This is a genomic window from Marinobacter gudaonensis (genome assembly GCF_900115175.1).
In the GTDB taxonomy this organism is placed as follows: Bacteria; Pseudomonadota; Gammaproteobacteria; order Pseudomonadales; family Oleiphilaceae; genus Marinobacter; species Marinobacter gudaonensis.
Genome location: NZ_FOYV01000001.1, coordinates 499397 through 513540, shown reverse-complemented (window position 1 = coordinate 513540; position 14144 = coordinate 499397). Strand labels below are relative to the sequence as shown.

At 58.6% G+C, this 14144-nt stretch carries 13 protein-coding genes; 11 read left to right on the top strand and 2 right to left on the bottom strand.

Going from position 1 to position 14144, the window contains the following annotated elements; genetic code table 11:
- Positions 1–20 precede the first annotated feature (20 nt).
- Entirely contained in the window at positions 21–1376 is a 1356-nt protein-coding gene (pabB, locus tag BM344_RS02350) for an aminodeoxychorismate synthase component I (RefSeq protein ID WP_228143528.1), read from the bottom strand.
- 164 nt (positions 1377–1540) lie between these two features.
- Between pabB and BM344_RS02345 the strand changes: the two genes are divergently transcribed.
- Both BM344_RS02345 and BM344_RS02340 read left to right on the top strand, forming a co-directional pair.
- Positions 1541–2158 (top strand): hypothetical protein, encoded by a 618-nt coding sequence (locus BM344_RS02345; RefSeq protein WP_091985561.1) that lies wholly within the window; start codon positions 1541–1543, stop codon positions 2156–2158.
- A gap of 187 nt (positions 2159–2345) precedes the next feature.
- Positions 2346–3260, top strand: coding sequence for a DUF6160 family protein (locus tag BM344_RS02340; protein WP_091985558.1), 915 nt, complete (start codon positions 2346–2348; stop codon positions 3258–3260).
- A gap of 134 nt (positions 3261–3394) precedes the next feature.
- On the opposite strand, the gene BM344_RS02335 is transcribed toward BM344_RS02340, so the two are convergent.
- On the bottom strand, positions 3395–4030 hold the full coding sequence (locus tag BM344_RS02335) for a hypothetical protein (protein ID WP_091985557.1): 636 nt from the start codon (positions 4028–4030) through the stop codon (positions 3395–3397).
- Between the two features lie 167 nt (positions 4031–4197).
- Between BM344_RS02335 and BM344_RS02330 the strand changes: the two genes are divergently transcribed.
- The 9 genes from BM344_RS02330 to aroC all read left to right on the top strand — a co-directional run bounded on the left by BM344_RS02330 (position 4198) and on the right by aroC (position 14058).
- Positions 4198–5232: a DUF58 domain-containing protein gene (locus tag BM344_RS02330; RefSeq protein ID WP_091985554.1), complete on the top strand. Its 1035-nt coding sequence runs from the start codon at positions 4198–4200 to the stop codon at positions 5230–5232.
- Positions 5229–7346 carry a transglutaminase TgpA family protein gene (locus BM344_RS02325; protein ID WP_091985551.1) on the top strand — a complete coding sequence of 706 codons (2118 nt, stop codon included), beginning with the start codon at positions 5229–5231 and terminating at the stop codon, positions 7344–7346. The genes BM344_RS02330 and BM344_RS02325 overlap by 4 nt, the downstream gene beginning before the upstream one ends.
- Positions 7343–8371: a DNA polymerase III subunit delta' gene (locus BM344_RS02320; RefSeq protein WP_091985549.1), complete on the top strand. Its 1029-nt coding sequence runs from the start codon at positions 7343–7345 to the stop codon at positions 8369–8371. Before BM344_RS02325 ends, BM344_RS02320 begins: the two co-directional genes overlap by 4 nt.
- A gap of 121 nt (positions 8372–8492) precedes the next feature.
- Positions 8493–8843, top strand: coding sequence for a PilZ domain-containing protein (locus BM344_RS02315; protein ID WP_008171779.1), 351 nt, complete (start codon positions 8493–8495; stop codon positions 8841–8843).
- Between the two features lie 11 nt (positions 8844–8854).
- A complete protein-coding gene (locus BM344_RS02310; protein WP_091985546.1) occupies positions 8855–9805 on the top strand; it encodes an alpha/beta fold hydrolase in 951 nt (316 codons plus the stop codon).
- Positions 9806–9932: 127 nt separating this feature from the next.
- Positions 9933–10709 (top strand): DUF4892 domain-containing protein, encoded by a 777-nt coding sequence (locus tag BM344_RS02305; RefSeq protein WP_322853407.1) that lies wholly within the window; start codon positions 9933–9935, stop codon positions 10707–10709.
- Positions 10710–10714: 5 nt separating this feature from the next.
- Entirely contained in the window at positions 10715–11929 is a 1215-nt protein-coding gene (locus tag BM344_RS02300; RefSeq protein WP_091985541.1) for a patatin-like phospholipase family protein, read from the top strand.
- A gap of 94 nt (positions 11930–12023) precedes the next feature.
- Positions 12024–12926, top strand: a complete 903-nt coding sequence (prmB, locus tag BM344_RS02295) for a 50S ribosomal protein L3 N(5)-glutamine methyltransferase (protein WP_091985538.1) — start codon at positions 12024–12026, stop codon at positions 12924–12926.
- A 37-nt stretch (positions 12927–12963) separates the two neighbouring features.
- Positions 12964–14058: a chorismate synthase gene (gene aroC, locus BM344_RS02290; RefSeq protein WP_091985537.1), complete on the top strand. Its 1095-nt coding sequence runs from the start codon at positions 12964–12966 to the stop codon at positions 14056–14058.
- Positions 14059–14144: the final 86 nt, after the last annotated feature.

Genomic DNA, 14144 nt, shown 5'->3' with positions numbered 1-14144 from the left:
AACAAACTGCCGGGCCCGGTTTATTCGATCACCAACTCTTCCAGAAACCGCATCAATGGCCCGACTTTGGCCAGCGTCTCCTGATACTCCGCCTCGGGGTCAGAATCCGCCACAATCCCGCCGCCACCCCAGCAACGAATGGTGCCTTCGTCATCACACAGCATGGTGCGTATGGCGATATTGCTGTCCAGGGTGCCGTCCAGCCCCCGGTAGAAGATGGAACCGCAGTAGGGCCCTCGCCAGTGGGGCTCCAGCTCCCGGATAATCTCCATGGCCCGGATCTTCGGCGCGCCGGTGATGGAGCCACCGGGAAAGGCATCGAACAGGGCTTTCATCGGCGACACCCCGTCTGCCAGCTCGGCCCGGATGTGACTGACCAGGTGGTGAACGTTGCGGTAGGACTCCAGGGCAAACAGCTTGTCGACCATCACGCTGCCGGGTTTGGCGTTTAAACCGAGGTCGTTGCGCAACAGGTCGACGATCATCAGGTTCTCGGCGCGGTCTTTCTCCGAGGCTTCGAGTTCGGCTGCAAGGGCCTTGTCTTCGGCTGGGTCGCGTCCCCTGGGGCGTGTTCCTTTGATGGGGCTTGTCGCGACGGTTCGCCCATGGATCTCCAGGAAGCGCTCTGGGGATACGGAAATAATGGAGTTGTTGTCAGTACGGATAAAAGCGGCGTATGGCGTAGGGTTCTCGAGTGATAGCGCCTGGAATGCCTGCCAGGGATCGCCCCTGAACCCGGCTGAAAATTCCTGAGAGAGATTCGCTTGATAGCAATCACCGGCCTCAATGTAGTTTCGAATGGCTTCGACACTGCGTTTAAAGGCGTCAGCTCTTTGTTTTGGTTCGAACGCAGACGTCAGAGACCAACCGGTCCTCGCCGTCGTTTCTTCCGAGGTGAGCCAATGCTCCAGCGTCTTTCGAGTTTCCTCAGGGCACTCGGGATGGACCCAGAGCCAATAATGATCGGTGCTGCGATTGTAGCTGGCCGCCCAAAGGTATAGCCCCGAGGATAGGAGAGGCAATCTCATAAGGGGGCAGATTTCTTTTAAGCGGCTTTCTCGTGCATACCCGAACTCGTAGCTTATGAAGCCAATCCAACCACCGGTCAGGCATTGTTGCTTGTTGCCTGTTTCAATCCCGTACCGATTGATCAGGTCCTCCATGTCTCGCGCCAGGCCATCGATAGATAAATCCTCGTGTTCCGGATATCGATAGGTACGCGTTTCAACCGCGTTGGCGCTAAACCCGCTAAATTCCCCTCTCGCGGGACCACCTCCGACGCTACCGATATAGGCGAAATCCGTCTCCCGGCAGGCGTGACTGAGTAGGCGATCATAAGCCTCCCTGGTGAGTAAACGCATGGTTGCCGGGTTCAAACTCCCTCCGGAATCTTCGAAAAATGATAATCAGCACACAAAAGGAACGTTGTAGGCGGCGTCGCCACACTGATCTAATAAAACCGCTTCGCGGCCACTCGGTTTGCATTTTAACCGAGATAGGCGTCAAGCGTATTGCAACCAAAATAAAATAAGGGAACGCCATGTTTCAGTCCTCAAAAGCACTCACCTTGCCCATTATTTTACTGTCGTTTCTGTTGACTGGTTTGAGTCAGGCCCAGGAGTCAGAAGATCAGACTGTCGAATTAAAAATTCCGGAAAACAGTGTTTTGTCAGATGGGGTCATAGACAAGAAAGAGATGGCGCAATACCTCGTGTTAGCTAACAAGCAACTGGCATACCTAACGGCCAAAGCCACCGAGGAGTATGCTCCGGTCCTTGAAATTGACAATAATGCGATGCCTGCCGCTTGGATGTTGATGAACGATGGCGTGACAGTTAAGGAACTTACCCTCGATGAGGCGGCAGGTGATGCTCCGGCATCAATTCGAGTGGTGATGTTCCGGGCAGCCCTTAAATCCATAGCCCGTAGAGGAAAGATCAACGCCGCGGTGATTCTCTATGCGGGACAGATTTCCGAAGAAAACGACCAGCGTGCTCTTGTGGTCGAACACGAGCACAGGCTTGGCATCTCCGCAACCAAGATCGTACCGTTTGTCATTGATAACGGGCAGGTTAAATACGCTCAGTCTGTTACCCGCAAAAAGCCTTTTCAGTTGTTCTACGACGACAAATCCGGCGCTCCGGCGGCTGCATCCTGAGCTGTGTACCACCTTGTTGAGATGTACGACACAATTGTTTCAGGTTGTTAAGAGCGGGTAAGGTTTTGTGAATGCAGTCACGGACTAGGACTGTAAAACAATCTTAAATGGATTCGTGGGGTCGCGAACCTCACATCCAAAATCCAAAACTCGCATAAGAATAAAAGAGTTTTATAAGGAGATAAGAATGAAAGGCCTGAAGAAAATTGCTCTTGTAACTGCAGTTGCCGCTGCTCCGTTTGCAGCCAACGCTGAACTGAAAGCCCTGAACGACAGCGCAATGGGCAACGTCACCGGTCAGGCCGGTGTCACCATTGAACTGGAAACCAAGGTAAGCATCGGTCAGTTCAAGTACACCGACGAAGGCTCATTCGCGGTTAACGACATCGTGCTTGGTGGTTCTGGCGTCGCTGGCGGCACTGGTACCGAGCTGCTGGACCAGCTCAAAATCGATATCGACGTTGCTGATGACGGTGACGCCGTCATTCACGTTGGTTCCCTGCAAACTGACCCGGCCACCGGTGCACCGGTTCCCATCGACTGGGGTATGACTGCCGGCTCCATGGAGCTTCTGGCTGGTGGTACTGGCAGTGACAGCACCACGCTGATCTCTAACCTGTCCATGCGTGGTGACCTGGCCGCTCTGGACCTGCGTGTTGATACCGCTACTGATCACCTGAACGTAGCCGTTGCCTTCGATATCGACGATATGGACTTCGACGTTGACTTCCTGGGCGTTGGTATCCGTGACATGGTTGTCACCGGTGCTGGTAATAACTTTGACTACGATGGCAATGGAACAACTGCCGAAGAGGAAATTGCCGCTGGCACGGGCACCGTTGAAGGTTATGACTTCACTAGTCAGGCTGGTCAACTGGCCTACGGCAAGCTGAGCAAGTACGCCAACGTGAACCTGGACGTATACAAGGGCGCTGGCCTGGGCGACTCTACCGCTACCGGTGTACTGCGTGTTGACGTAAACAACGTTTACATGGACATGTCCATCGGCGCCATCGAGATCGGTGGCACTTCCATCGGTTCTGTAGCGCTGGATAACCTCGCTGTTACCAACACCAAGCTGGCTATCTACGGTAAAGATTAATACTGCTAGATACCATGATTGGTAAGACGCCCCGCCCAGCGGGGCGTTTTTCGTTGGCCGAATCAAAACTCAGGCAACAAAAAAGGGGCAGTCACTCAGTGGCTGCCCCTTTTCCTCTGCCTTCAGGTCGCTACTTACTGATCGGGCACCGCAATGGAAAGATCAAACCCGCCACCTGGCCGCGGGGTAAGTGTAATCGGCCCCTCATTGATCGCCTCTGGAATCTGAATCTGATCAATGCCCGGTGGGTTGCCGATGCTGAAATTCAGGTTTTGCCCGTCAAAGCCAATGCCCAGCTGGTCGTTAAGAAACGTCTGGGTGAACGGCTCCTCCGGAATCTGGGCCTGCTGGCCAAAAATCAGAGGCGGAATGGTCGGCGTAAACTCCGCCGGGGGCTGGGCTCGGGCCAGCTCTTCCTGGGGAAGCAGCAGGGCGCGGCGCAGGAATTCGTCTTCGGCATTTTCCAGAGCGTCGGATTTACCTTCTTCTATGTAACGCTGGAGCGCTTCGCGGTAGGCTTCCTCTTCGGCTTCGGTAAGCACGGGCTCGCCCGGGGATATGGTCAGGGCGCGGATGATGCGCTGGCGGTCGGCCTCGGGTTTCCGTTTTTCTTTCGGCACCACGATAACCGCAGAGTCCTTGACGTAAGTCTCCACCATTTCGTCCGATGTGAGCGCCTGAACGCCGCCCACGGCTGGCAGAGACAAGGTCATGCCGCTGATGGCTGTTATGCTACCCACGGCCGTGGCAAGCAGATTGTGGCGTTTCATGGTTTGGCCCTCGTGGTTGGACTATCGCCCTCTATAATCGAGTATTCGGTTTGTAGGACAGGAATTCAAGCTGGAAACCCTGTTTGTGTGATCAGAATCTTTGATTCGGGGGTATCTTTAACGGGATTCCGGAAACTTTTCCCGACAGTGACGGCCTCAGGGACACTATGAACAACCTTTTCAGACAACGTTGGCAACGCTGGATAAACCGTCGCATCCCGCGCTCGGATCTTCAGACGTTCAGTCAAAAGACCATTTTCATCTTGCCCACAGGTGCCGGAGTGGTGTTCGGGCTGTTGCTGGTGATCATGCTGCTTACGGGCATCAACTACCAGAACAGTCTCATTTATCTCACCACGTTCCTGTTGGGCGCTGTTTTCGTGGGTGCGATGCATCAGACCCACCGAAATCTGTCTGGTCTGGAACTGAGCCTGATTCAGCCTGGAGAAGGGTTTGCCGGTGACGACATACCCTTTCGCCTCAGGCTCAAGGCGGGCCGTGACGACGCAGTCGCTGTGGTTATCTCCTGTAAGGACTCCCGGCACACACCGGTTCACGTGCGGTCTGGCCAGGCTGAAGATCTGGTTTTACCGGTGCATTCGGCGCATCGCGGTTATTTGCGACCCGATCGCATCCGGGTTGAAACACGGTTTCCCTTTGGCCTGTTGAAAGCCTGGTCCTGGCTTCGGCCAGTCTCCGCGGGTGTTGTGTTCCCAAGACCCATCGCGGCTCCGGACAGCCTGAGCCTGGTGGATGACGGCGAGGAATCCGAACAGGCGCGATCTGTGGACGGCAATGATCACGCCGATATCCGCCCATGGCGGGAGGGCGACCTGAGCCAGCGGGTGCAGTGGAAACGGTTCGCCCGGACCGGTCAAATGGTGGTAGCGGACTGGGAGGGCGAACAGGGCAGTCCGCACTGGCTGGATTTCAATGCCTACCCGGGGGTCGATCACGAGCTGCGCTTGAGTTACCTCGCTTTTCTGGTCACCGAACGTGGTAAAAGCGGGGCCCGATTCGGGCTCAGCCTGCCCGGGCAGATGATCGAGCCGGAGGCCGGCCCCGCCCATGTGGCCCGATGTCTCCGTGTGCTGGCCACCTGGGGTGAGGAACGCCCCAGGGATGCCACGGTGGAACCCCACGGCACTCGCCGGCAAGGATTCCTCCGGTCATCGGCATCCATAAAGGAGGGGCAGGCTTGAGACTGTTTTCAGGGTTACGATCTGCTCCCGAACCGGAGGAGTCCGGCGTGCTGCCGTCCCGGGCATTGCTGTGGTTGATTGGCAGTTTTGTACTTCTGTTGGTGCCACAGTGGGACCGCTTGCCCATCTGGTTGATGGCTGCCTGCGCGGTATTGGCCACCTGGCGCTGGCTGGCGCAGGTCGGACGAGTGAGGTTGCCCGGGCGGTGGCTGCGCACGGCCATCATGCTGGTGCTGGTGGGGGTATACCTCGCTACGGTTCAGGGCCGCTTTACGGTGGATACGGCGGCTTCGTTTTTCGTGCTGGCGGTGGGTCTGAAGTGGCTCGAAACCCGCTCCCGGCGGGACTTCTATGTGCTTTTTTTCATTCTGGTCTATCTGGCGACGGTGAATTTTCTGTTTCATCAGGAAATTCTCTGGGCGCTGGTGAATTTCACGGGTGTGGCGTTTTTGCTGGTGGGCCTGCAGGTCCTCAATGCCCCGGATTTGCCCGCCGGTATGACCTCGAGCTGGCGGCGGCTCGGCGGGCTGTTCCTGAAGACGCTCCCGGTCGTGGTGCTGCTGTTCGTGTTCTTCCCCAGAATGGCACCGCTCTGGAGTGTTCCTCTGGTATCCGGCGAGGCGCGCACTGGCATCAGCGATACCATGCGGCCCGGGGACATATCCAATCTGGCCCAGAGCAGCGAACGCGCCTTCCGCGTGACCTTCGGCGGTGAAATTCCGCCACACCGTGACCGGTACTGGCGCGGGCTTATCCTCGACTATCTCGATGGGGAAACCTGGCGGCAAGGCCAGAGAGAACCGTTCCGACCTCTTGGCCGGGTTGCGGTGGACGGGGGCGTCGGTGAACTCAAAGGTAGCGAATACGATGTGCTGCTGGAACCAACGGACCAGCGTTGGGCGTTTGCGCTGGAAGGTTCCGAGGCGGTCTCGGACAACGTCTACGAAGCCAGTGCCGATCTGTTTCGCTTTCCCCGGCCTGCCGACAGCCCGGTGCGCTACCGTTTGGCCCTGCAGTCGGAGCCAGACGAAGCCACGGAGCTGGGTCCCACGGAACGCCGTCGTTATCTGCAGCTACCGCCTGATGGCAATCCCCGGGCCAGGGCGCTGGCAGGAGAGCTGCGTCGGGAGCTGGCGGACGAAGACATTGTGGTGAACCTGCTGGAGCGGTTTCGACAGCAGCCCTATTTCTACACGTTGCGGCCACCGGCGATGCCGGAAAACGGGATTGATGCGCTTCTGTTTGATGTGAGGCGTGGATTCTGTGCCCACTACGCTGGCGCAACAACCTTCGTGCTTCGGGCCGCCGGCATTCCCGCACGAATCGTAGTTGGCTATCAGGGAGGCGAAGCCGGTGCCGGGGGCGAGTACCTCATTGTTCGCCAATACGACGCCCATGCCTGGGTCGAGGCCTTTATTGACGGAAGAGGTTGGGTCAGGATCGATCCTACCGCCGCCATTGCACCGAACCGTATTGAATCCGGCCTGAGAGACGCGGTGGCGGAAGAGGGATCCTTCCTGGAAGATAACTGGGCGTCGCCCCAGCGTTATGCCGATGTGGCACTGGTGCAATGGGCAAGCCTCCAGCTGGACCGGATCAATTACCAGTGGCAACGCTGGGTTGTGGGTTACCAGGGCCAGAGCCAGATGGACCTGATGTCGAGGCTCCCTGGCGGCTTTGGCCTTCGGGAATTGGGCTATCTGACCGCCGGTATCGTGGGTGCCGGTTTGCTGGTTGCCGGGTTGGTTTCAGCTCTGCAGCTGCGCAGAGGTGAGCGCCGTGATGGATTTCGAAGAGTGGTGGACAGCTGGCACCAGCTCTGTAATCGTGTTGGAGTGCCGGTTCGGCACGGAGAAACGCCCTCCGGCCTCGCATCCCGACTCGCGAGGGCTGAGCCGGCGGCGGCCGACTCCGCGCGGCTTTTTGCCCGAATGGTAAACAGCCATTACTATAGCGCGGGCAAGGACCGGGCTGATGGCGCGGAGCTGAAGCGCATGCGCCGTTTACTGGCGACCATGAGGCGCCAATTGCGCGGCCGGCGGGCCCGACACAAACAGACAGGTCGTCGTCCTTCTTCGGCTCACCAGCAACAACTACACGGAAATAGTCAGTGACCGACATTGTTCAAGAAATGCCCTGGCTGGCGAGAGCCTGGCAAACCGTGCAGAACCGGGTTGCCGATGACCGGCTGCCCCACGCGCTGATCGTGTCCGGCGAGCGCGGCATTGGCAAACGGGCCTGGGCCGACGCGGTTGCAGGTCTACTGGTGTGCGAGCGCCCCTCGGGACAGGAAAGCGGAAAGCCTGTGGCGTGTGGCCGGTGCAAGCAATGTGAGCTGTACGGCGCAGCCAGTCATCCCGATGTACGGGTCTATGGGCCGGAAAAGTCCCGCATGGTCAAAGTGGACCAGGTGAGGGCGTTGTCGGCATTCGCTGTGGCTTCTCCCCAGGTGGCTCACCACAAGGTCGCCATAATCGACCGGGGCGATCAGTTGAACATCAACGCAGCCAACGCCCTGCTCAAGACCCTTGAAGAGCCGCAGCCTGACGTTACCCTGATTCTCCTGCAGGAGAGCGGTCGACCATTGCTGCCGACCATTCGTTCGCGGTGCCAGGCACTCACGATACCTGTGCCTGGCAACGCCGAGGCCAATCGGTGGCTGATTAACCGGGTCGAGCAATTGCCTGAGGGTGAACGGCCCGCCGCCGACTCCCTTTCCAAGGCGTTGATGCTGGCCGGTAATGCACCGAGGCTCGCCCTGGAGTATGCGACCGGCGATTTTATCGGCCTCAGAGACGAGGCGCTGGAGCGCTTTAAGGAATTCATGAAATCCCGCATTCCGCTCGGGGAAGCGGCCCGGGCGTTCAAGACCATGGGGCTTGAGGATACGCTCTGGTTGTTCGAAACCTGGGCTGCAGACCTTGCCCGCATGATTGCAGGGGGCGCTGCCAAGGATACGGATTCGGCCGATATGATCGGTTTTCTGGCCAGGACAACACCGGCCTGGCGCGCCCACGAGCTGCTGGAAATGGTGCGGGACGCCAGGGCTGCCGGTGTATACAACGCCAGCCCGGAGCTGGAAGCGAGTCGGCTTCTGATCGCCTGGCAGGCACTGATGCCTGCAAAGCGGTCGGCGTAGACGTCGCCCGACGACGCGCAGGGTTGCGCCTTTGAGCGCAACAGCTGCTATGATTGCCTGATGAAAGGGATTTTCAGGATCCCTTCCAACCTAATGATAATTCCGGAGAAAGGTGTCAGATATGGGGCCCGGTTTTGGCGCGCGCAGTGGCATTCTCACCCTGACGATCAAGGATAAGGCGGTCCTGTACGCCGCCTATATGCCGTACATCCGTCAGGGCGGCCTGTTTATTCCCACCCAGAAGCAGTATCAGCTGGGCGACGAAGTGTTCCTGTTGCTCAACCTGATGGATGAGCCGGAAAAAATCCCGGTGGCTGGCAAAGTGATCTGGATTACTCCCAAGGGCGCCCAGGGCAACCGCGCTGCCGGCATCGGCGTGCAGTTCAATGGCGACGACGAAACTGCCCGGACCAAAATTGAATCCTACCTGGCAGGCTCATTGAGCTCTGATCGCCCGACACACACAATGTGAGGGAGCAGCCGATGAGTGACACGGCAACATCTGTCTCTGCGGTTGCCGGCGAGGGTCCTCCCGGATTTGCCAAGGACGAGCTGCAAGGTTGTCGAGAGGCTCAATGGAAGCTCCGGCATATCACCCTGGCCGGTCTGAGCTGGGCGTGTGAGCCGGGTGTTCACGAAAACACACCAACGCTACTTGTCCATGGCTGGCTTGATAACAGCCTGAGTTTTGCCAGGCTGGCGCCGGACGTGGCGCGACTCGGGCCAGTTCATGCCATCGACCTCGCCGGCCACGGGCACTCCGGCCACCGTCCGGAAGGGCAGAGTTATCAGCTGATGGATTATGTCGCCGATCTGGCGGAGCTGGTTGAACGGTATTTCCAGGAAACTGCGGATGGTTGTGTCAACCTGGTGGGTCATTCCCTCGGGGGTATCGTGTGCGCCTTGTATGCAGCCACGTTCCCGGAGCGAGTCCGTCAACTGGTGATGATTGACAGCCTGGGCGCCATCAGCCGACCGGCTTCGGAAACCGTTTCGCAGCTGCGCAAGGCTATCAAGAAGCGGATTTCCGGCTCCGGGATGCCGCCGGTCTATCCGGATATAGCCGCGGCGGCCAGGGCCCGTGAGGGCGGCTTGAGCCCCCTGAGTCGGGAGGCTGCATTAATTCTGAGCCCCCGCAACCTGACATCTGTCGAAGAGGGTTACGTGTGGCGGACCGATCCGCGCTTGCGCCACCCCTCGCCGCTGATGATGACGGAAGAGCAGGTGCTGGCCACGCTGGAGGCCATCGAGGCACCGACGCTGTTTATAAGGGCCGATGCCGGACTTCTTTCGTACAGAAAAGACCTCGATGCTCGGGCCGGCGCGATCGCAAGGCTCCAGACTGTCCGGGTGCCCGGCGGTCATCACTGTCATCTGGACGGTGAGACTGCCCCGGTTGCTGACGCTGTCGTCCAATTTCTTGAAGGTGAGTAATCCTTTGCTTAAATCGATATACGCCCGCCTCGTTCTCGTTTTGGCCCCATTGGCGTTGCCGTCCCTGGTCTCTGCCTCGCCAGCGGATTTTCCGGTCCCGTTCGCCCAATCCACACTGGAGAACACTGTGGAGATCCAGTCGACAGGGCATCTTGTTCTGTTCAGTCCGGTACGGGAAGTCAACGATGAGATTCGCTCCGAGAGCCTTGCCCGGTTGCCGGTTGAGGGTGAGGGTCGTCTCTATCAGCTGGCGCGGGACGCCAATCGGGAAAGCGCACGGGATCACTACCAGCGGGTGCTGAACGAGCGCAATGCCCAGGTTCTGTTTGACTGCGCGGGCATCCGCTGCGGTCGGAGCAACGTCTGGGCCAATCAGATTTTTGGCCAGCGCACGCTGCTCGGTCGGGACGATACTCAGGACTACCTCGTTGCCGGCTCCATCGCCGAGGATGGTGCCCGGTGGTTGACCCTGGTGTACACGGTTACCCGAGGCAACCTTCGGGAGTATGTATGGGTGGAGCACCTTAGGGTCGGATCGGGTGCCACGATACCCGGGCTCGGAACGGTAAATGAGCGGGTCAAAGGGCCGATCATTGTGCCCTGGCAAGGCGGCGTGACCTACCGTTTTGACTGGCGCGGATCTGATCGCCGCCGCTTGTCGGATCTGGCCTCGCAAGAAGGGGCGGTGGTTGTCCTGGTAGGCTATTCTGAACTGGAAGCGGATGAATCCTTTGGCGAAGCGGTTGAGCGCGCACGAATGGCCGCAGAATCCCTGTCAGAGGTGCTGACCAAGACCGGCGTGCCCAGAAGCCAGCAGACAATCATCGTGCCGGGACCGGCGGGGGTATTCAAGGACCCGGATCGTCAGGGGAACCGGGTGGAATTAATCGTGGTATCGGGGTGAAGGTAATGGGTAAATCACAGGACGACGACCCTCAAAAAAGTGAATCGGCCCAGGACGACGAGCCCAGAGATCACGCATCGACGGTACTCAAAAGCTCGGATATTTCTGCAAGTCAGGCCCCGGCCAGTTCCCAGAAGGGCGCGGTTTCGGGGAAGCGCCGGAAAACCGTGGCACTGACTCTCGGTAGTGGCGGCGCCAGGGGCTATGCCCACATCGGCGCCATTGAGATTCTGGTCGAGCGCGGCTACGACATCGTGGCCATTTCAGGGTGCTCCATGGGTGCGCTCATTGGCGGCATGTTCGGTGCTGGCAAGATGCAGGACTACAAGGACTGGGTGACCGGGCTCGGCCAGTTCGACGTACTGAAACTCCTCGATGTGACTTTCAATTCAGTGGGCGCCATACGGGGCGAGAAGATTTTCTCCGTGGTGCGGGAGATGCTTGGCGACACCCGCATCGAAAACCTGCCTATTGCCTATACAGCGGTGGCTACCGATCTTCTGGCCCACAAAGAAATCTGGTTTCAGGAGGGGCCGCTGGACCAGGCCATACGGGCCTCAGTGGCCATTCCCAGCGTGGTTACGCCACTGGTCCTCAACGGACGTGTGCTGGTGGATGGAGCCTTGCTCAATCCCTTGCCGATTATTCCGACCATTTCATCGCACGCGGACCTGATTGTTGCCGTCAATCTCAGCGGCGAGGACGACCGTCGCCGTCGTATCCCAGACGCGGCCTTCAGCAGTAACGATGATGAAGGCGGCGAGATGGATGAATGGGTGGACGCCATCCGCGAGAAAGCTTCGCGCTGGTTCGACTGGGACACACTGAAATCCCTCGGCGCTCGCAAGGCCGGCAACGACGACAGTCCGGAAGAGAAGATCAGCCGGGAGGTCAGTAAAAAAGAACATCAAAAGCACGTTGAGCGAAAGTCTTTGGACCCGAAAACTCAGGAAGAGCACGAAACCATAGACTGGGACAAGCTGGGTATCGGCAAGTTTGATGTCATGAACCTGACCATCGAGACCATGCAAAGCGCGCTGGTTCAGTACAAGATTGCCGGTTATCCGCCAGATCTCCTGGTGAACATTCCCAAGAACGCCTGCCGAAGCTATGACTACCACAAGGCACCGGAGTTGATTCAGCTCGGGCGGGAGCGCATGGCGGCGGCACTGGACCGGTTCGAGGAGAGTCGCAACAGTTCCGGGCCCCTGGCAATCTGACAAAGTTGCTCGTCGGGTTGGTCGCAAGGCTGCAGTGTCGCCCGCAAACAGCGTATAATCCGGCGCTGACACGCTCACGGACAGGACAGACTTTGTGACCAGCCCCATCGACGACCTTCACAGCGTTCGGGATTACCTTCGCTACGCGTCATCCCGCTTCGCCGCCTCGCCCCTGTTCTTTGGCCACGGCACCGACAACGTCTGGGATGAGGCGGTTCAACTGGTGATGCGCAGCCTGCATCTGCCGCTTGAGAACAACACCGTTTTTCTGGATGCCAGGCTGACCTGGGAAGAGCGGAATACCATTCTTGAGCGCATTGATCGTCGCGTGAATGAACGGGTTCCCCTGGCGTATCTGCTGGGTGAGGCCTGGTTCATGGGCATGCCTTTCCATGTGGACGAGCGTGTGCTGGTGCCACGTTCACCCATTGGTGAGTTGATCGAAAACGGGTTCCAGCCCTGGTTGGGTGACCGGGCTGTTGAGCGGATCCTGGATTTGTGTACCGGCAGCGGCTGCATAGGAATCGGGGCGGCGTCGGTGTTTGTTGATGCAGAGGTGGTGTTGTCGGATATTTCAGCGGACGCGCTGGAGGTGGCGGATTCGAATATCGATCTCCACAATCTGCGTGGCCGGGTAAGTACCGTGCAATCCGACGTGTTCGAAAAGGTTGAGGGACGTTTTGATGTCATCGTCAGCAACCCGCCGTACGTGGATGCTGAAGATCTGGCGGATATGCCGTACGAGTACCGCCATGAACCGGAACTCGGCCTCGCAGCCGGGCAGGACGGTCTGGACATTGCGCACCGAATTATTGCAGAAGCGGCTGACCATTTGACTCCGGGTGGTTTGTTGGTAGTGGAGGTCGGTAATAGCTGGGTGGCGCTGGATGATGCCTACCCGGATCTGCCGCTGACCTGGCTGGAGTTCGAGAACGGCGGCGATGGTGTTTTCGTGATTGGCGAAGCCGAGCTGCGGCAGTGGTTGGCTTCACGTTAATCCTGTTTCTTACAATTGCTTAACAAGATACTGAATTATGTCGGGAAATTCCTTCGGAAAACTGTTTACCGTAACCACTTTTGGTGAGAGCCACGGCGCCGCGTTGGGCTGTATCATCGACGGCTGTCCTCCCGGGCTTGAGCTGTCTGAAGCCGACATGCAGCGCGATCTTGATCGCCGCAAGCCCGGTACTTCCAGACACACCACCCAGCGCCGGGAAGCCGATGAAGTGCGGATTCTTTCCGGCGTTTTCGAAGGCAAGACAACCGGCACACCGATCGGGCTGATCATCGAGAATACCGATCAGCGTTCGAAGGACTACTCCAAGATTGCCGAGCAGTTCCGGCCCGCCCACGCTGATTACACCTACATGCACAAGTACGGCGTGCGGGACTACCGCGGCGGTGGCCGTTCCTCCGCGCGTGAAACCGCCATGCGTGTAGCGGCGGGGGCGATAGCGAGGAAGTTCCTTGAGCAGCGCCTGGGCATGCGTATCCGTGGCTACCTGTCGCAGCTGGGGCCGATCAAGGCCGAGAAACTGGACTGGGAGCAGGTGCACCAGAATCCGTTCTTCTGTCCTGACGCCGACAAGGTGCCGGAGATGGAAGCCTATATGGATGCGCTCCGTAAGGAAGGCGATTCCATCGGAGCGCGCATTAATGTGGTAGCGGAGGGTGTGCCGCCGGGACTTGGCGAGCCGATTTTTGATCGCCTGGATGCGGATCTGGCCCACGCGCTGATGAGCATCAATGCAGTAAAGGGCGTGGAGATTGGCGCCGGGTTTGACTGCGTAGAGCAGAAGGGCACTGAGCACCGCGATGAGATGACGCCGGAGGGCTTTCTGTCCAACAACGCCGGTGGTGTGCTGGGGGGCATTTCCTCGGGGCAGCCGATTGTGGCGAGCATTGCCCTGAAGCCGACCTCGAGCCTGCGGCTTCCGGGGCGCAGCATCGATGTGAACGGCGATCCCTGCGAAGTGATCACCACTGGACGCCATGACCCGTGCGTAGGTATTCGTGCAACGCCGATCGCCGAGGCCATGATGGCCATCGTGTTGATGGATCATTACCTGCGGCATCGTGGCCAGAATGCGGATGTTTCTGTTTCTACGCCGGTGATTGGGCAGCTTTGACCGCGGGATTTGGAGAAGCGGCTTCGGCGGGATCGACTGCCCAAAAAACGCCCGTGAATACGTCCATGTAGGGCTTGGTCGCGCCA